Genomic DNA, 18715 nt, shown 5'->3' with positions numbered 1-18715 from the left:
ACCCCCGGCCCCCCCCCCCCCGGCGGGGGGGGGGCCCCCCCCCCGCCGTTCGGCGAGGTCAGAGCCTCACCTCAGCGCCTCACTTCTTGAGGTCGAACCGGTCCAGCTCCATGACCTTCGTCCAGGCCGCGGCGAAGTCCTTGACGAACTTCTCCTTCGCGTCGTCGGAGGCGTACACCTCGGCGACGGCGCGCAGCTCGGAGTTGGAGCCGAAGACCAGGTCGGCACGGGTGCCGGTCCACTTGACGGCGCCGGAGGCGTCGCGGCCCTCGAACTCGTCCTGGGCCTCGGAGGTGGACTTCCACGCGGTGTCCAGGTCGAGCAGGTTGGCGAAGAAGTCGTTCGTCAGGGTGCCCGGGTTGTCCGTGAGGACACCGTGCTTGGAACCGGCGTGGTTGGCGCCCAGGACGCGCAGGCCGCCGACGAGGACGGTCAGCTCGGGAGCGCTCAGGGTGAGCAGATTGCCCTTGTCGAGCAGCAGGAACTCGGCGGGGAGGCGGTTGCCCTTGCCCGCGTAGTTGCGGAAGCCGTCGGAGGAGGGCTCGAGGGCGGAGAAGGACTCGACGTCCGTCTGCTCCTGCGAGGCGTCCACGCGACCCGGCGTGAAGCCGACCTCGACCTGGACGCCGCCGTCCTTCGCGGCCTGCTCGACGGCCGCCGTGCCCGCGAGCACGATCAGGTCGGCAAGGGAGACCTTCTTGCCGCCCGCGGCGGACGAGTTGAAGGACTCCTGGATGCCCTCGAGCGTGCGCAGCACGTTCGCGAGGTCGTCCGGGTTGTTGACCTCCCAGCTGCGCTGCGGCTCCAGGCGGATGCGGGCACCGTTGGCGCCGCCGCGCTTGTCGCTGCCGCGGAAGGAGGAGGCCGCGGCCCAGGCGGCCGAGACCAGCTGCGAGACGGTCAGGTCCGAGCCGAGGATCTGCTCCTTGAGGGAGGCGATGTCCGCGGCGTCGATCAGCTCACCCTCGCGGGCGGGCAGCGGGTCCTGCCAGAGCAGCTCCTCGGAGGGGACCTCCGGGCCGAGGTAGCGGACGACCGGGCCCATGTCACGGTGCGTCAGCTTGTACCAGGCGCGGGCGAAGGCGTCCGCGAACTCCTCCGGGTTCTCGTAGAAGCGGCGCGAGATGGGCTCGTAGATCGGGTCGAAGCGCAGCGACAGGTCGGTCGTGAGCATCGTCGGGCGGTGCTTCTTCGACTCGTCGTAGGCGTCCGGGATGATCTCCGGGGCGTCCTTCGCGACCCACTGGTTGGCGCCGGCCGGGCTCTTCGTGAGCTCGTACTCGTACTCGAAGAGGTTCTTGAAGAAGCCGTTGCCCCACTGGGTCGGCGTGGTGGTCCAGGTGACCTCCAGGCCGGAGGTGATGGCGTCCTTGCCGACGCCGGTGCCGTGGGTGGACTTCCAGCCGAGGCCCTGCTGCTCCATCGGCGCGCCCTCGGGCTCGGCCTGTACGAGGTCGGCGTCGCCGGCTCCGTGGGTCTTGCCGAAGGTGTGGCCACCGGCGATGAGGGCGACGGTCTCCTCGTCGTTCATCGCCATGCGGCGGAAGGTCTCACGGATGTCGCGGGCCGCGGCGATCGGGTCCGGGTTGCCGTTGGGGCCCTCGGGGTTGACGTAGATGAGGCCCATCTGGACGGCGCCGAGCGGGTTCTCCAGCTCACGGTCGCCGGTGTAGCGCTGGTCGTCGAGCCACACCTGCTCCGGGCCCCAGTACACGTCCTCGTCGGGCTCCCACACGTCCGCGCGGCCGCCGGCGAAGCCGAAGGTCTTGAAGCCCATGGTCTCCAGGGCGACGTTGCCCGTGAGGATCATGAGGTCGGCCCAGGAGATGCTCTTGCCGTACTTCTTCTTGACGGGCCACAGCAGGCGGCGGGCCTTGTCGAGGTTGCCGTTGTCCGGCCAGCTGTTGAGCGGGGCGAAGCGCTGCTGACCGGCGCCCGCGCCGCCGCGGCCGTCGCTGATGCGGTAGGTGCCGGCGGAGTGCCAGGCCATGCGGATCATCAGCGGGCCGTAGTTGCCGAAGTCGGCGGGCCACCAGTCCTGGGAGGTGGTGAGCACCTCGGCGATGTCGCGCTTGACCGCCGGGAGGTCGAGGGCCTTGAACGCCTCCGCGTAGTCGAACTCCTCGCCCAGCGGGTTGGAGACCGCGGGGTTCTTGGCGAGGATCTTCAGGTTCAGCTGCTCCGGCCACCACTGCCGGTTGCCGCCGCCCTGCGTCGGGTGGGGCGCGCGCCCGTGCGCGACGGGGCAGCCACCCGCCTCCTGGTCTGTGACGATCGCGTCGTGGTTCTCAGTCATGGGAATCCCTCTGCACTGTGACTATGCGGATCACGTTGTTCTGAAACTGCGGGCGGTGGAACAGCCGGAGCGCGGGGCTCCGGTCGACGACCTCGATCACGCCCAACGAATGGGCACGGCCTTCGGATGCGGTCGGGCGGGGGAGGTCCATGCCCGGAACCCCGTGGTGAGGTGATCCGTCGCGCGCACTTCCGTCCGTCCTGTCCCTTGGCTGCCGCTGGTCCTGATCCTACGATGGACTAAGTCCAAGTCAATACGGCAGACAGAGTCGTACGCATTCCCGTATGGGTTCCGGGTACGTGTTCACACGGTGTTCTACGTTCATACGCACAGTTAGGTGGGGTGGGGATGAGTGACCTGCTGGGACGACTTCGCGGGAGGGGCTGGCGGATGACGGCCCAGCGCCGCGTGGTGGCCGAGGTGCTCGACGGGGAGCACGTCCACCTCACGGCGGACGAGGTGCTCGCGCGGGCCACGGACCGGCTCCCGGAGATCTCACGGGCCACGGTCTACAACACGCTCGGCGAGCTGGTGACGCTCGGCGAGGTGATCGAGGTGGCGACGGACGGCCGCGCGAAGCGGTACGACCCGAACGCGCACCAGCCGCACCAGCACCTGGTGTGCTCGGGCTGCGGCGCGATCCGGGACGTCCACCCCGGCGGCGATCCGCTGTCCGACCTGCCGGCCTCGGAGCGGTTCGGTTTCACGGTCTCCGAGGCCGAGGTCACGTACCGGGGGCTGTGCCCGGAGTGCGCGAAGGCCTGAGCGGCCGGGCCGGGCGCCGTCTCCGCCCGGCCGGACGATGCTCGCGAGCCGCCGAGCCGCGGATGATGACGGATGCTCGCGAGCCGCGAGAAGGGGCTCAGCGCTCGTCGGCGACCTTCCGCAGGTACGCGCCGAGGCGCTCGACGGCCGCGGGGTTGCGGGGGCTCTCGACGAGGTCCACGTAGTCCAGTGTGAAGATCTTGTCGTTCTTCACGGCGGACACGTCGCGCAGCGCGGGGTGCGACTTCAGGAACTTCTTCTTCTGCTCGGCGCTCACATCGCCGTAGTCGCAGACCACGATGACCTCGGGGTCGCGCTTGACGACGGTCTCCCAGCCGACGGTGGTCCACGAGTCGGCCACGTCGTGCGTCACGTTGCGCCCGCCGGCCTTGCTGATGATCTGCTCCGGTGCGGCGAACCGGCCGGCCGTGAACGCCCGGTCCTGGCCGCTGTCGTAGAGGAAGACCCGCGGCCGGTCCGCGCCCTGGGGTGCCTTCGCCTCCACGGCGGCGACCCGCTTCTTGAAGTCCGCGATCAGCCGCTGCGCGCGCTTCTCGACGCCGAAGAGCTTTCCCAGGTTGGCGAGGTCGGTGTGGAGCGCGTCGAGCGGCGGCATGATGCCGCGCGCGTCGCCGGTACGGCCGTTGCGGCAGGACTCGGTGAGGACGTACGAGGAGACGCCGAGCTTCTTCAGGGCGTCCGGCGTGAATCCGGCGTCCTCGCGGAAGCCGTAGTTCCAGCCGGCGAAGACGAAGTCGCCCTTGGCGTCGAGGACGTTCTCCTTGGTGAGCTGGTCCTTCGACAGCCAGCGCACCTTGTCGTAACCGCCCTTCCACGGCACGGACTTCACCTCGCCCTTGTCGTCGGGCATCGCGAAACCGGCCATGCGGTTCTCCAGGCCGAGCGCGAACATCAGCTCGGTGATGCCGACGTCGTTGGTGACGACCCGCTCGGGGACCTTGTCGTACGTGACCTTCTTGCCGCAGTTGGTCAGGGTCACCGGCCCGGACCCGGACTTCCCGGCGGCGGACGGCTCGACCTGTGCGCCGCAGCCGGCGGCGGCGAGGGTGGTGGCGAGACAGAGAGCGGCGGCGGTCAGCTTGCGCATGGGGTCCTCACGGTGCGGTCGGCAGCGGCTTGCGGGCGGGCGGGAGCAGGTCGAAGAGGAGCTGGACGGCGCCGGTCTCCGGATGCCGTACGGGGTGGGCGCGGACGCCGAAGACCTCGGCGAGGAGTTCGGGTTCGAGGACGTCGTGCGGCGGGCCGGACGCGACGATGCGGCCGGCGGCGATGACGTACAGGACGTCGCAGTGCGCGGCCGCCAGGTTGAGGTCGTGCAGGGCGGCGAGGACGGTGGGGCCGCTGTCGCGGACCAGGGACAGGACGTCCAACTGGTGCGCGATGTCGAGGTGGTTGGTGGGTTCGTCGAGGACGAGGACCTGGGGTTCCTGGGCGAGGGCACGGGCGAGGAGCACGCGCTGCTTCTCACCGCCGGACAGGGCGAGGAAGCCGCGCTCGGCGAGGTGGTCGACGCCGGTGCGGGCCATGGCGCGGTCGCAGATCTCGCGGTCGCCCGCGGCGGTGCGCTCGCGGTGCGGGAGGCGGCCCATGGCGACGACCTCGGCGACGGTGAAGTCGAACTCGGCGTTGGTCTCCTGCGGCAGCGCGGCCAGGACGCGGGCGGCGGCGCGCGGTTTCATCGTGTGCAGGTCGTCCCCGTCGAGCCGGACGGTCCCGGCGGCGGGCCGCAGCGCCCGGTACGCGCAGCGCAGCAGGGTCGACTTGCCGCTGCCGTTGGGTCCGACGAGGCCGACGAACTGCCCCTTGCCGACGTTGACGTGGATGTCCTCGACGAGCCGGGTCCCGGCCGCCTCGACGGTCACGTGGTCCAGTTCAAGCCGCACGAGCGTCTCCCCTCGGCTGTGTCGACTGCGTGGGTGCCATCAGCGGCCGCCGAACGCGTAGCCGCCGCGCCGCATCAGCAGCAGGAAGGCGGGGACTCCGACCACGGCGGTGATCACCCCTACGGGCAGTTCGGCGGGGGCGAGCAGGACGCGGGACAGCACGTCCGCCCAGACCAGGAGGACCGCGCCGAGCAGCGGGGCGACGGCGAGGACGCGGCGGTGGTCGGCGCCGACGAGCATCCGTACGACGTGCGGAACCATCAGGCCGACGAAGCCGATGGCGCCGCTGACGGCGACGACGGTGCCGGTGACGGCGGCGGTGACGAAGAACAACTCGCGCCGCAGCCGCTCGGGTTGGACGCCGAGCGCGGCGGCGGTCTCGTCACCGACGGAGAGGGCGTTGAGGGGTTCGGCGCGGGCGCGCAGCCAGGCCCAGCCGGCGAGGACGGTCGCACCGGCCAGCGGGACCTGCGCCCAGGTGGCGCCGCCGAGGCTGCCGAGCAGCCACATCATCACGGAGCGGGCGGCCTCGCCGCGGGCGGCGCCGAACACCATGACGGTGGTGACGGCCTCGAAGCCGAAGGCGAGTGCGGTGCCGGTGAGGATGAGGCGCAGCGGGGTGAAGCCGTACGGGGAGCGGGCGACGGCGTAGACGAGGACCATGGCGATCAGCGCGGAGAGGAACGCGGACGCGGACAGGGCCCACACGCCGAGCCCGGCGAACGCGCCGAGCAGGATCACCACGTTGGCGCCGACGGCGGCACCGGAGGAGATACCGAGGACGAACGGGTCGGCGAGGGCGTTGCGCACCATCGCCTGTACGGCCACGCCCACGGCGGCGAGTCCCGCCCCGACGACCGCGCCGAGGACGACGCGGGGCAGCCGGATCTCCCAGACGATGGTGTACGGGGCGGCGTCGCTCGCGGGGAGGGTGCCGCCGGTGAGGCCGGCGCGCAGGTAGCGGAAGACGTCGGCCGGTCCGATGCCCGCGTCGCCGAGCGCGACGCCGCACACGAGGGAGACGAGCAGGAGCGCCGTGAGTCCTGTGACGAGGGCCGGCAGGGGTATTCGGCGCACGGTCGAGGTGGTCCTTCGCCTGGGGCCGCCTGATGGACGTCGATCAGGAGACGCCCCGTGCGACCGGTCGGGCCGCGCGGTGCCCCTCTCGCAGTCCACGGCGAGCAGTCATCGGGTCGCAGCCTCCCTCGGGCGATCGGGCTCGCGTGGGTTCCCTAGTGGTTTACCTAGTGGATTCCCACGCACACCGTTGCGGGTCAGCGCCGGGTTCTCACCGGACTTCTCCCTTGGGGGGCGGGTTGGAGCGTAACAAGGTGCTTTTTCCTCCCCCACCCCGCCCCTTCCCGAAAGTCCTGGCGGACAGCTCCGGTGGCTGCGCCCCCGACCCCCTGCCCGGGGCTGCCGCCCCTGAACCCCACCACGGGGCTCCGCCCCGGACCCCATCCCGGGGGCCAGCCCCCGGACCCCCTCCCCCAAGCTCTCGGCTGCGCTCGAGCAGGGGGGACCCCCATCTCAAACGCCGGAGGGGCTGAATTTGGCGGGGGTGGGGCCGAATTGGCCGGGGCGGGGCGGCCTTTTAAGGGGCGCGGGGAACTGCGCGAGCGACCACGACGGCGCGGCAGCCGAACGACCAGCCGGGGACGGGGCGCAGCCCCGGTTCCGACAGGGGCGCGGGGAACTGCGCGAGCGACCACGACGGCGCGGCAGCCGAACGACAACCGGGAACGGGGCGCAGCCCCGGTTCCGACAGGGGCGCGGGGAACTGCGCGAGCGACCACGACGGCGCGGCAGCCGGATGACAAGCCGGGGCCCGGGGGCGCAGCCCCCGGAGCCGACCGGTGTGGGTTGCCGGGAAGGTCCCGGAGGGGTCAGGACTCGTCGCCCTCCAGGTCACCCTCCGTCTCCAGGTACGCCTGACGCAGCGCTTCGAGGACCGCCGGGTCGGGCTTGGCCCACATGCCGCGAGACTCGGCCTCCAGGAGCCGCTCCGCGATGCCGTGCAGGGCCCAGGGGTTGGCCTCCTGCAGGAACTCGCGGTTGACCGGGTCGAGGACGTACGTCTCGGTGAGCTTGTCGTACATCCAGTCGGCGATGACGCCGGTCGTGGCGTCGTACCCGAAGAGGTAGTCGACCGTCGCGGCCAGCTCGAACGCGCCCTTGTAGCCGTGGCGGCGCATCGCCTCGATCCACTTGGGGTTGACGACGCGGGCGCGGAAGACGCGCGAGGTCTCCTCGACGAGCGTCCGCGTGCGGACCGTCTCGGGGCGGGTGGAGTCGCCGATGTACGCCTCGGGTGCCGTGCCGCGCAGGGCGCGGACCGTGGCGACCATGCCGCCGTGGTACTGGAAGTAGTCGTCGGAGTCGGCGATGTCGTGCTCGCGGGTGTCGGTGTTCTTCGCCGCGACCGCGATCCGCTTGTACGCCGTCTCCATCTGCTCGCGCGCCGGGCAGCCGTCGAGTTCGCGGCCGTACGCGTAGCCGCCCCAGACCGAGTAGACCTCGGCGAGGTCGGCGTCGGTGCGCCAGTCGCGGGAGTCGATCAGCTGGAGGATGCCCGCGCCGTACGTGCCGGGCCGGGAGCCGAAGATGCGGGTGGTGGCGCGGCGTTCGTCGCCGTGCTCGGCGAGGTCGGCCTGGACGTGGGCGCGTACGTGGTTGACCTCGGCCGGCTCGTCCAGGGAGGCGGCGAGGCGTACCGCGTCGTCGAGCAGCCCGATCGTGTGCGGGAACGCGTCGCGGAAGAAGCCGGAGATGCGCAGCGTCACGTCGATGCGCGGGCGGCCCAACTCCTCGGCGGGGATGGCCTCCAGGCCGGTGACGCGGCGAGACGCGTCGTCCCAGACGGGGCGGACGCCGAGGAGAGCGAGGGCCTCGGCGACGTCGTCGCCCGCGGTCCGCATCGCGCTGGTGCCCCAGAGGGACAGGCCGACGGAGACGGGGTACTCGCCGTTGTCGTCCTTGTACCGCTGGATCAGCGAGTCCGCGAGGGCCTGGCCCGTCTCCCAGGCGAGGCGGGACGGGACGGCCTTCGGGTCGACCGAGTAGAAGTTCCGGCCCGTCGGCAGGACGTTGACGAGGCCGCGCAGGGGCGAGCCGGACGGGCCCGCCGGGACGAAGCCGCCGTTCAGGGCGTGCAGGGCGTGGTCGAGCTCGGCGGTGGTCGCGGCGAGGCGCGGGACGACCTCGCGGGCGGCGAACTCCAGGATGGCGGCGACCTGTTCGCCCTGGTCCGTGGGCACCGCGGAAAGGTCCCAGCCCGCGTCGTCCATGGCCTGCACGAGCGCGCGGGCCTTGTCCTCGGCCTCGTCGGCGGAGGTGCGGGTGGCGGCGGACTCGTCGAGGCCGAGGGCTTCGCGCAGTCCGGGCAGGGCCGTCGTACCGCCCCAGATCTGGCGTGCGCGCAGGATGGCGAGGACCAGGTTGACGCGGTCGGCGCCGGCGGGCGGGTCGCCGAGGACGTGCAGGCCGTCGCGGATCTGGGCGTCCTTGACCTCGCACAGCCAGCCGTCGACGTGCAGCAGGAAGTCGTCGAAGCCGTCGTCGTCCGGGCGGTCGGCCATACCGAGGTCGTGGTCGAGCTTGGCGGCCTGGATGAGGGTCCAGATCTGGGCGCGGATGGCGGGCAGCTTGGCCGGGTCCATCGAGCTGATCTGGGCGTACTCGTCGAGGAGTTGCTCAAGGCGCGCGATGTCGCCGTAGGAGTCGGCGCGGGCCATCGGCGGTACGAGGTGGTCGATGAGGGTGGCGTGCACGCGGCGCTTGGCCTGGGTGCCCTCGCCCGGGTCGTTGACCAGGAACGGGTAGATGAGCGGGATGTCGCCGAGGGCCGCGTCGGGGCCGCAGGCGGCGGAGAGGCCTGCGTTCTTGCCGGGCAGCCACTCCAAGTTGCCGTGCTTGCCGAGGTGGATCATCGCGTCCGCGCCGAAGCCGCCGTCCGCCGCGCGGGCGGCGATCCAGCGGTAGGCGGCGAGGTAGTGGTGCGAGGGCGGCAGGTCCGGGTCGTGGTAGATGGCGATGGGGTTCTCGCCGAAGCCGCGCGGGGGCTGGATGAGGATGAGGAGATTGCCGAAGCGCAGGGCGGCGAGCACGATGTCGCCGTCCGGGTTGCTGCTGCGGTCGACGAACATCTCGCCGGGCGCCGGGCCCCAGTGCTCCTCGACCGACGTGCGCAGCTCCTCGGGCAGGGTCGCGTACCAGCGGCGGTAGTCGGCGGCCGGGATACGGACGGGGTTGCGGGCCAGCTGCTCCTCGGTGAGCCAGTCCTGGTCGTGGCCGCCCGCCTCGATGAGCGCGCGGATCAGCTCGTCGCCGTCGCCGGACACCAGGCCCGGGATCTCGGCTTCGGACCCGAAGTCGTAGCCCTCCTCGCGCAGGCGGCGCAGGAGCGCGACCGCGCTGGCGGGGGTGTCGAGGCCGACCGCGTTGCCGATGCGGGAGTGCTTCGTCGGGTACGCGGAAAGGACGAGGGCGAGGCGCTTGTCGGCGGCCGGGATGTGCCGAAGTCGCGCGTGGCGCACGGCGATTCCCGCGACGCGGGCGGCGCGCTCGGGGTCGGGGACGTACGCGGGCAGGCCGTCGGCGTCGATCTCCTTGAAGGAGAACGGGACGGTGATGAGGCGGCCGTCGAACTCGGGCACGGCGATCTGGCTCGCGGCGTCGAGCGGCGAGACACCCTCGTCGTTCTCCTCCCAGGCGGCGCGCGAACCGGTCAGGCACAAGGCCTGGAGGATCGGGACGTCGAGCTGGGTGAGGGCGCCCGCGTCCCAGGACTCGTCGTCGCCGCCCGCGGAGGCCTCGGCGGGCTTGGTGCCGCCGGCGGCGAGGACGGTGGTGACGATGGCGTCCACCGACCGCAGCTCGTCGACGAGTTCGGGCTCGGGGGCGCGCAGGGAGGCGACGTAGAGCGGCAGGACGCGGGCCCCGGCGCGGTTGATCTCGTCGCACAGCGCCCGTACGAAGGCGGTGTTCCCGCTCATGTGGTGGGCGCGGTAGTAGAGCACGGCGATCAGCGGCGTGTCCGGCTGCGTGCCCGGCAGCGGCAGGTGGTCGAGGCGGCCCCAGGTCGGCGCAGCCGCAGGGGCTTCGAAGCCGTGGCCGGTGAGCAGGACCGTGTCGGAGAGGAAGCGGGCGAGCTGCTCCAGGTTGTCCGGGCCGCCGTGTGCCAGGTACTTGTGCGCCTCGGCGGCGATGCCGACCGGCACGGTGGAGGCGGCCATCAGCTGGGCGTCCGGGGCCTGTTCGCCGGTGAGGACGACGACGGGGCGGCCGTCGGCGAGGAGCAGGTCGAGGCCGTCCTGCCAGGCGCGGATGCCGCCGAGGAGGCGGACGACGACCAGGCCGACGCCGTCGAGGAGCGCGGGCAGCTCGTCGAGGGAGAGCCGCGAGGGGTTGGCGAAGCGGTACGGGACCGGTCCGTCGGCCGCACGGGCGCTCAGCAGGTCGGTGTCGGAGGTCGACAGGAGCAGGATCATGCGCGTGAGGCCTTCCTCGGGGTCCGCGCCCCGGGTGGTGTGAGGAGTGGGTCTCCCCGCTGCGCGGCGCTCTCCCGGGGATGGGCCCGGAGGAAACCTGAAGCGGGGAAAGGGAGTTCCTGGCTCACCCGTACCCTTCGGGACGGGCTCACAGTGGCGGGACCGCGCCGGATTCGCACCGGGCTTCCTCCCCTGTCGCCATGGTGGCGACGGCGGACCGGATGATCCGCCGAGAGCATAGTAAGGGTCGGGGACAGACCTGCGGGGCGGACGGCCCGTATGACGGTAGGTATGCTCGCCGCCATGTCCTCGCCAGCCCCCCGTTCATCGTCCCAGGCCACAGCGGTCGCACGGGACCGCGGTGACGCCTGCCCGGGGTCGCTCAGGCTGCATGCGGCGGACGACGGGGCGCTGGCCCGTATCCGCATTCCCGGCGGCGTCCTGGACGTCCGTCAGGCCGACGCGCTGTCCGCCGCGGCGCGGGATCTCGGCGACGGCGAGCTGCATCTGACCTCGCGCGGCAACGTGCAGCTGCGAGGGCTACGCGACGACTGCGGGGCCCAACTCGCCACGATCCTCGACTCGGTGGGGCTGCTTCCCTCGCACACGCACGAGCGGGTGCGGAACGTCGTGGCCTCGCCCCTGTCGGGCCTGGACGGCGCGGGCTTCGCCGACGTACGGCCGTGGTTGACGGGGCTGGACGCCGCGTTGTGTGTAAGTGAGACAGCGCGCGCCCTCTCGGGCCGCTTCCTGTTCGCGCTCGACGACGGCCGCGGCGACGTGGCCGGTCTCGACGCTGATGTGACGGTACGGGCTGCCGCCGACGGCGCCGCGCTGCTCTCCCTCGGCTCGTCCGCCGAGGCGGTCGCGGTGCCGGGGGCCGATGCGCCCCGGTCCGCGCTGATCGCCGCCGAGACGTTTCTCACGTCGGCGGCGGAGCGCACGGAGACCGGCCGGCAGGTCTGGCGCGTGGCCGAACTGGGCGTACCCGCCGAGGAGTTGACCCGTACGGTCGCCGAACGTCTCGCGGCGGCGGGGGTCGACTGCGCGATACGAGTGCGCGAACTCGCCGTCACCGAGGGGCCGCTGCCCGGAGTGTCCGGTGACGCCCTGTCCGTACATATTCCTCTCGGTCGTCTCTCGGCCCGCCAGTGGGACGAGTTGACGCGGACCGCCGAGCGGCACGGCGGGGAGCTGCGGCTCACTCCCTGGCGCGGAGCGGTCGTTCCGACGCCCGGCCCGGACCCGTCCGAGGCCGCGTACGCGCTCGCCCGGCTCGCCGCCGCCGGGCTCGTCACCTCCCCCGACTCCCCCTGGCTGCGCGTCGGCGCCTGCATCGGGCGGCCCGGCTGCGCCAAGTCCCACGCGGACGTGCGGGCGGACGCGGCCCGCGCACTCGACGCGGCCGCCGGGGCGCCGCTCCCCCTGTACTGGTCCGGCTGCGAGCGCCGTTGCGGCCATCCACGGACCGAGCGGATCGACGTCGTCGCCGCCCCCGAAGGCGGCTACCGGCTCACCGCGACAACAGCAACAGACGTAACAGACCCACCCTCACCCGTCCTTCTGGACGACCCCTCCCACCTCGCCACCGCTCTGGTGGCGCTCACCGATCGAACCGCATGACGACCGAGAGCAGCGAGAAGAACACCGTGACCACCAGCTACGACTACGAGAAGGACGGGGCGTCCATCTACCGCCAGTCCTTCGCCACGATCCGATCGGAGGCCGACCTCGCGGGCCTGCCCGCCGACGTCAGCCAGGTCGCGGTCCGGATGATCCACGCCTGCGGCATGGTCGACCTCGTACGGGACCTCTCGTACTCGCCCGGCGCGGTCGCGAAGGCCCGTGCCGCGCTGCGCGCCGGGGCGCCGATCTTCACCGACGTGCAGATGGTCGCGAGCGGCGTGACCCGCAAGCGGCTGCCCGCCGACAACGACGTGCTGTGCACGCTCTCCGACCCGGCCGTGCCCGAGCTCGCCGCGAAGCTGGGCACGACGCGTAGCGCCGCCGCGCTCGAACTGTGGCGGGACCGCCTCGAAGGCTCCGTCGTCGCCGTCGGCAACGCACCGACCGCGCTGTTCCGGCTCCTGGAGATGATCGACGAGGGCGCCCCCAGGCCCGCCGCGATCATCGGCGCCCCGGTCGGCTTCATCGGCGCCGCCGAGTCCAAGGACGCGCTCGCCGACCACCCTTCGGGCCTTGAGCACCTGGTGGTGCGCGGCCGTCGTGGCGGCAGCGCCATCGCCGCCGCCGCCCTCAACGCGATCGCGAGCGAGGAAGAATGAGCGGCAAGCTGTACGGCGTCGGGCTCGGCCCCGGCGACCCGTCCCTGATGACCGTCCGCGCCGTCGAGATCATCCGCGAGGCGGATGTGGTCGCGTACCACAGCGCCCGGCACGGCCGGTCCATCGCACGGTCCATCGCGGAGAAGCACCTGCGCGCCGACCACATCGAGGAGCGCCTGGTCTACCCCGTCACGACGGAGACCACGGACCACCCGGGCGGCTACAAGGGCGCCATGGAGGAGTTCTACGCCGAGGCCGCCGAGCGTCTCGCCGTGCACCTCGAAGCCGGCCGCACGGTCGCCGTCCTCGCCGAGGGCGACCCGATGTTCTACGGCTCGTACATGCACATGCACAAGCGCCTCGCGGACCGCTTCGACACCGAGGTGATCCCCGGTGTCACGTCCGTGTCCGCCGCCGCCGCGCGGCTCGGCACGCCGCTCGCCGAGGGCGAGGAGGTCCTGACGATCCTGCCGGGCACGCTGCCCGAGGAGGAGCTGACGGCGCGGCTCGCCGCGACGGACGCCGCGGTCGTGATGAAGCTGGGCCGTACGTTCCCCAAGGTCCGCCGGGCGATGGAGAGTTCGGGCCGCCTGGAGGCCGCGCGGTACGTGGAGCGGGCCACGATGCCCGGCCAGCGGCTCGCGCGGCTCGCGGAGGTCGACGCGGAGTCGGTGCCGTACTTCTCGGTGGCGGTGCTGCCCAGCGAGGTCGACGCGGAGCGTCCGGTACGGGACGTGGGCGAGGTCGTGGTCGTCGGCACCGGGCCCGCCGGGCCGCTGTGGCTGACGCCGGAGTCGCGGGGCGCGCTCGCCGCGGCGGACGACCTGGTGGGCTACACGACCTACCTGGACCGGGTGCCGCGGCGGCCCGGACAGCTGCGGCACGGCTCGGACAACAAGGTCGAGTCGGAGCGGGCCGAGTTCGCGCTCGACCTGGCGCGGCGCGGGCGTCGGGTCGCGGTCGTCTCGGGCGGCGACCCCGGGGTCTTCGCGATGGCCACGGCCGTGCTCGAAGTCGCCTCTCAGGACGAGTACGCGGACGTGCCGGTGCGGGTCCTTCCCGGCGTGACCGCGGCCAACGCGGCCGCCGCGCGTGCGGGTGCGCCGCTCGGCCACGACTACGCGACGATCTCCCTCTCGGACCGGCTCAAGCCGTGGGAGGTGATCGCGGAGCGGCTACGGGCCGCGGCTGCTGCGGATCTGGTCCTCGCGCTCTACAACCCCGGCTCGCGCAGCCGGACCTGGCAGGTCGGCAAGGCGCGGGAGCTGCTCCTTGAGCATCGGGCGCCGGACACTCCGGTGGTTGTCGCGCGGGACGTGGGGGGTTCGGGTGAGCGGGTCCGGATCGTGCGGCTCGCGGATCTCGACCCGAGCGAGGTCGATATGCGGACGTTGCTGCTTGTCGGGTCCTCCCAGACGCGGGTGGTGCGGCGGGGTGATGGCGAGCAGGTGGCTTGGACGCCACGGAGGTACCCCGAGGGGTCGTGATTTTTCCCCTCCCCGCCCCTTCCCGAAAGCCTGCGGCAGCTTCGGGGCTCCCGGAGGGGCTGAATTTCAGCCCGTCCGGCGTTTGAGGACGAGCGCCTCAGCGCGATACGGGGTCCGGGGCGGAGCCCCGGGAGCTGTCCGCAGGACTTTCGGGAAGGGGCGGGGAGGGGATCAACGCATGTGCCCGAGCCACCGTGCCGCCTCCTCCGGTGACCCCACCTCCAGGACGCCCTGCGGGACTGGCGGGCGCCGGACCACGACCACCGGCACCCCCGCCTCACGGGCGGCCGTGAGTTTGGGGGCTGTGGCCTCCCCGCCGCTGTCCTTCGTGACGACGACGTCGATGCGATGGCGCCGCAGCACCTCCCGCTCCCCGTCCAACGTGAACGGCCCCCGGTCGAGCAGCAGCTCGCTGCGTACGGGGCGCGGGCCCTCGGGTGCGTCCACGGACCGTACGAGGAACCACAGCGCGTCCAGACCGGCGAAGGCCGCGAGGCCCATGCGACCGGTGGTCAGGAAGACCCGCTCGCCGAGAGCGGGCAGGAGCGACGAAGCGGCCTCCAGGGACGGCGCCTCGTGCCAGTCGTCGCCGTCGACGGGGACCCACCCGGGTCGGCGCAGGGCGAGCAGGGGAACATGGGCGGAGGCGGCCGCGCGCGCCGCGTTGAAACTGATCGTTCCGGCGAAGGGATGGGTGGCGTCGATGAGAGCCTCGACCCGGTGCTCCCGAAGCCAGGCGGTCAGCCCCTCGACCCCGCCGAAGCCGCCGATGCGGACCTCGCCCGGCGGCAGCCGCGGGCTCGCGACGCGTCCTGCGAGGGAGTTGGTCACCGTCAGGCCGGGGGTGCCGTGGAGCAGCTCGGCGAGGCGGCGGGCTTCCGTGGTCCCGCCGAGTATCAGTACGTGCATGGGAGTTCGGGTCCGATCATGAGCGGTGACGTGCAGGGCGTCGACGATACGTCCGGCGGTGCGGAGAGCGGCCCCCGGGGCGGCGGTGACGCGAAGGGCGGGCGCAGCGCCCAGCTGAAGCACACCGGCCTCAGGTCCGGCTGGACGACGGGGGCGTGTGCGACGGCGGCGACGACCGCCGCGTACACGGCGCTGCTCGCCGGGGACTTCCCCGACCCGGTGACGATCACGCTGCCGAAGGGGCAGACTCCCGCCTTCGCGCTCGCCGCCGAGGAGTTGACCGACTCGTACGCGATGGCGGGCATAGTGAAGGACGCCGGGGACGACCCGGACGTGACGCACGGCGCGCTCGTACGGGCCACGGTGCGGCTGCTGCCCGCCGGGTCCGGAGTGGTGTTCAGGGCGGGGCCCGGGGTCGGGACGGTCACGCGGCCGGGGCTTCCGCTGCCGGTCGGGGAGCCGGCGATCAACCCGGTGCCGCGGCAGCTGATGCGCGAGCACGTCGCGGAGGTCGCGGCCCGGCACGGTGGCAGCGGCGACGTGGAGATCACCGTCTCCGTCGACCACGGCGAGGAGATCGCCCGCTCCACCTGGAACCCGCGGCTCGGCATCCTCGGCGGCCTGTCGATCCTGGGGACGACGGGGGTCGTGGTGCCGTACTCGTGCTCGGCGTGGATCGACTCGATCCGGCGCGGGGTGGACGTGGCGCGGGCGGCGGGGCGTACGCATGTGGCGGGGTGCACGGGGTCGACGTCGGAGAAGACGGTCGTCGCCGAGTACGCGCTGCCCGAGGACGCGCTGCTCGACATGGGCGACTTCGCGGGCGCGGTCCTGAAGTACATCCGCCGCCACCCCGTGGACCGGCTGACCGTCTGCGGCGGTTTCGCGAAGCTGTCCAAGCTGGCCGCCGGACACCTGGACCTGCACTCCGCGCGCTCTCAGGTCGACAAGGGCTTCCTCGCCGAGCTGGCCCGCGGGGGCGGCGCGGACGAGCCGCTCGCCGTGCAAGTGGCGGAGGCCAACACGGGCCTCGCGGCACTGCAGTTGTGCCAGGCGGCCGGGGTGCCGCTGGGCGATCTGGTGGCCGCGACGGCCCGCGACGAGGCCCTCGCGGTGCTGCGCGGCGCGCCGGTCGCGGTCGACGTGATCTGCATCGACCGGGCGGGCAACGTGGTGGGACGCAGCGCGGTGCGGGGTCCGGCGGACTGAGCAGGCCCGGCCCCCGCTGTACGGCGCTCAGCAGGCGTGCCGGTCGCGTTCCGCCGAGTACAGGTGGCTGTCGCGGAACTGTTCCGCGCCGAGGGTGCGGCCGACGATGATCACGGCGGTGCGCTGGATGCCGGCGGCCTTCACCTGGGCGGCGATCTCGTCGAGCCGGCCGCGCAGGATGACCTCGTCCGGGCGGGACGCGTACGCCACCACGGCGGCGGGGCAGTCCGCGCCGTAGTGCGGGAGGAGTTCGTCGACGACGCGGTCCACGAGGCCCGTGGCCAGGTGCAGCACGATCAGGGCGCCGCTCCGGCCGAGCGTGGCCAGGTCCTCGCCCTCCGGCATGGCGGTGGCGCGCTGTGCGACGCGGGTCAGGATGACGGTCTGGCCGACGGTCGGTACGGTCAACTCCCGCTTCAGGGACGCCGCGGCGGCCGCGAAAGCGGGCACCCCGGGGACGACCTCGTACGGCACTCCAGCCGCGTCGAGGCGGCGCATCTGCTCGGCGACCGCGCTGAACACGGACGGGTCGCCGGAGTGCAGCCGCGCCACGTCGAGGCCCTGCTCGTGCGCGCGGACCAGCTCGGCGGTGATCTCGTCGAGGTTGAGCTGCGCCGTGTCGACGAGGCGGGCGTCGGGCGGGCACTCGGCGAGGAGTTCGCGCGGGACGAGGCTCCCCGCGTACAGGCAGACCTGGCAGGCGGCGAGCGTGCGGGCGCCGCGCACCGTGATCAGGTCGGCGGCGCCGGGCCCGGCTCCGATGAAGTACACGGTCATCGCTCTGCTCCTGCGGGGTCGTCGTGCTCGGGTGCTGCGTACGGGCTTGCCGAAGTCTTCTGTACGGCCCACTGCGTGACCGGCATCGCCTGCCGCCAGCCGGTGAAGCCGCCGACCGGCACGGCGTGGGCGACGGCGAGCTTCACCAGGTCGCCGCCGAGGCGCCGGTGGTGCGCGGCGAGCTGCGCCTCCGATTCGAGGGTCACGGTGTTGGCGACGAGCCGCCCGCCGACGGGCAGCGCGTCCCAGCAGGCCTCCAGGAGGCCGGGCGCGGTGAGGCCGCCGCCGATGAACACGGCGTCGGGCTGCGGGAGTTCGGCGAGGGCCGCGGGTGCGGCGCCGGTGACCACGCGCAGGGCGGGGACGCCGAGCCGGTCGGCGTTGCGGGCGATGCGCTCGGCCCGTACGGAGTCGCGCTCGACGGTCACGGCCCGGCAGGAGGGGTGCGTGCGCATCCACTCGACGGCGATGGAACCGGAGCCTCCACCCACGTCCCAGAGCAGTTCGCCGGGCGCGGGCGCGAGGGCGGCGAGGGTGGCGGCGCGGATGTGGCGCTTGGTGAGCTGGCCGTCGTGCTCGTACGCGGCGTCCGGCAGGCCGGGCACTGCGCCGACGCGGAGGGCGTCGGGGGCGCGGCGGCAGTCGACGGCGACGATGTTGAGCGGGTCGCGGAGGAGGTCGGCGGGCCAGGCGTCGGCGTCGGTCTCCTCGCTGATGTCCTCGTCCGGGCCGCCGAGTTGCTGCAGGACCCGCATGCGGCTGGGCCCGAAGCCCCGGTCGCGCAGGAGCGCGGCGATCTCGGCGGGGGTCGCGGCCCCCGCGCTCAGGACGAGCAGCCGCCGCCCGTCGTGCAGCGCGGCGGCGATCCGGGCCACGGGCCGGCCCACGACCGTGACGACCTCCACGTCCTCCTGCGGCCAGCCGAGCCGGGCACAGGCGTACGCGACGGACGAGGGGTGCGGCAGGACCCGCAGCGCGTCCGCGCCGAGCTCTTCGGTGAGGGCGCGCCCGATCCCGTAGAACATCGGGTCCCCGCTGGCCAGTACGGCGATACGGCGGCCCGCGTGCTCGGCGAGCAGGGCGGGGACGGCGGGGCGCAGCGGCGAGGGCCAGGCGACGCGTGCGCCGGTGCACTCGGCGGGCAGCAGGTCGAGCTGGCGCGGCCCGCCGACGATCACCTCGGCGTCGCGCAGTGCGGTGCGGGAGGCGTCCGGGACGCCGGCCCAGCCGTCGGCGCCGATCCCGACGACGGTGACAGCGGGGGTCGGTCGTGGTCGTACGGGCGTCACGGTGGGCGGTACCTCGGTGCTCGGGGCGGACGGGCGGAGCGGGCGGTCGCAAGTCGACCGGGGCGCACTCTACTGGGCGTCGACCTGCGCTTCTCCGCTCGGGTGCCGCTCGTGCCCGGCCCTGTCCGACCGTGCGCCTGCGGACCGCCCCCGTGCGCTGCACCTGCACCCCGTTCTCAGCACTAGACTCGCGCCCGGGAAGGCCCGAGGGGCATGGGGGCGGCGCTCAACTCCTGGCGTCCGACGCTTCGTTGGCCGGTTCTCGGCCGGGGGGGGGGGGGGCGGGGGGGGGGGGGGGGGGCGCG

At 73.1% G+C, this 18715-nt stretch carries 13 protein-coding genes and 1 riboswitch; of the genes, 5 read left to right on the top strand and 8 right to left on the bottom strand.

Annotated elements, in window-relative coordinates; all coding sequences use genetic code 11:
- Window positions 1-79: 79 nt before the first annotated feature.
- The gene (gene katG, locus QIS96_RS36595; protein ID WP_282547197.1) at window positions 80-2296 is read right to left on the bottom strand and encodes a catalase/peroxidase HPI; all 2217 of its coding nucleotides are present in this window, start codon (window positions 2294-2296) and stop codon (window positions 80-82) included.
- Window positions 2297-2644: 348 nt separating this feature from the next.
- Between katG and QIS96_RS36590 the strand changes: the two genes are divergently transcribed.
- A complete protein-coding gene (locus tag QIS96_RS36590; protein WP_282547196.1) occupies window positions 2645-3061 on the top strand; it encodes a Fur family transcriptional regulator in 417 nt (138 codons plus the stop codon).
- Window positions 3062-3158: 97 nt separating this feature from the next.
- Here QIS96_RS36590 and QIS96_RS36585 read toward each other — a convergent pair whose 3' ends face one another.
- From QIS96_RS36585 to cobN, 4 genes are all read right to left on the bottom strand, one after another.
- Entirely contained in the window at window positions 3159-4169 is a 1011-nt protein-coding gene (locus QIS96_RS36585; protein WP_282547195.1) for an ABC transporter substrate-binding protein, read from the bottom strand.
- Between the two features lie 7 nt (window positions 4170-4176).
- Window positions 4177-4965, bottom strand: a complete 789-nt coding sequence (locus QIS96_RS36580) for an ABC transporter ATP-binding protein (protein WP_282547194.1) — start codon at window positions 4963-4965, stop codon at window positions 4177-4179.
- 39 nt (window positions 4966-5004) lie between these two features.
- Entirely contained in the window at window positions 5005-6042 is a 1038-nt protein-coding gene (locus tag QIS96_RS36575; protein WP_282547193.1) for a FecCD family ABC transporter permease, read from the bottom strand.
- Between the two features lie 809 nt (window positions 6043-6851).
- Window positions 6852-10454: a cobaltochelatase subunit CobN gene (cobN, locus tag QIS96_RS36570; protein ID WP_282547192.1), complete on the bottom strand. Its 3603-nt coding sequence runs from the start codon at window positions 10452-10454 to the stop codon at window positions 6852-6854.
- A gap of 113 nt (window positions 10455-10567) precedes the next feature.
- Window positions 10568-10664, bottom strand: a riboswitch (cobalamin riboswitch).
- An 81-nt stretch (window positions 10665-10745) separates the two neighbouring features.
- Between cobN and cobG the strand changes: the two genes are divergently transcribed.
- The 3 genes from cobG to QIS96_RS36555 are packed head-to-tail and all read left to right on the top strand — an operon-like array spanning window position 10746 to window position 14226.
- Entirely contained in the window at window positions 10746-12077 is a 1332-nt protein-coding gene (cobG, locus tag QIS96_RS36565) for a precorrin-3B synthase (protein WP_282547198.1), read from the top strand.
- Window positions 12074-12739: a precorrin-8X methylmutase gene (locus tag QIS96_RS36560; RefSeq protein WP_282547191.1), complete on the top strand. Its 666-nt coding sequence runs from the start codon at window positions 12074-12076 to the stop codon at window positions 12737-12739. The genes cobG and QIS96_RS36560 overlap by 4 nt, the downstream gene beginning before the upstream one ends.
- Complete coding sequence (locus QIS96_RS36555; protein ID WP_282547190.1) at window positions 12736-14226, top strand: precorrin-2 C(20)-methyltransferase; 1491 nt, start codon at window positions 12736-12738, stop codon at window positions 14224-14226. Before QIS96_RS36560 ends, QIS96_RS36555 begins: the two co-directional genes overlap by 4 nt.
- Window positions 14227-14397: 171 nt before the next feature.
- Here QIS96_RS36555 and QIS96_RS36550 read toward each other — a convergent pair whose 3' ends face one another.
- Window positions 14398-15135 carry a cobalt-precorrin-6A reductase gene (locus QIS96_RS36550; RefSeq protein WP_282547189.1) on the bottom strand — a complete coding sequence of 246 codons (738 nt, stop codon included), beginning with the start codon at window positions 15133-15135 and terminating at the stop codon, window positions 14398-14400.
- Window positions 15136-15153: 18 nt separating this feature from the next.
- On the opposite strand from QIS96_RS36550, the gene QIS96_RS36545 reads away from it, so the two are divergent.
- Window positions 15154-16344 carry a cobalt-precorrin-5B (C(1))-methyltransferase gene (locus tag QIS96_RS36545; protein ID WP_282547188.1) on the top strand — a complete coding sequence of 397 codons (1191 nt, stop codon included), beginning with the start codon at window positions 15154-15156 and terminating at the stop codon, window positions 16342-16344.
- 27 nt (window positions 16345-16371) lie between these two features.
- Here QIS96_RS36545 and cobM read toward each other — a convergent pair whose 3' ends face one another.
- Window positions 16372-17121, bottom strand: a complete 750-nt coding sequence (gene cobM / locus QIS96_RS36540) for a precorrin-4 C(11)-methyltransferase (RefSeq protein WP_282547187.1) — start codon at window positions 17119-17121, stop codon at window positions 16372-16374.
- A complete protein-coding gene (gene cbiE / locus QIS96_RS36535) occupies window positions 17118-18410 on the bottom strand; it encodes a precorrin-6y C5,15-methyltransferase (decarboxylating) subunit CbiE (protein ID WP_282547186.1) in 1293 nt (430 codons plus the stop codon). Before cbiE ends, cobM begins: the two co-directional genes overlap by 4 nt.
- Window positions 18411-18715: the final 305 nt, after the last annotated feature.

Source organism: Streptomyces cavernicola, assembly GCF_029968035.1.
GTDB classification, from domain to species: Bacteria; Actinomycetota; Actinomycetes; order Streptomycetales; family Streptomycetaceae; genus Streptomyces; species Streptomyces cavernicola.
Note: the sequence above shows the minus strand (reverse complement) of the source record. Positions and strands in the feature narration are given on the sequence as shown.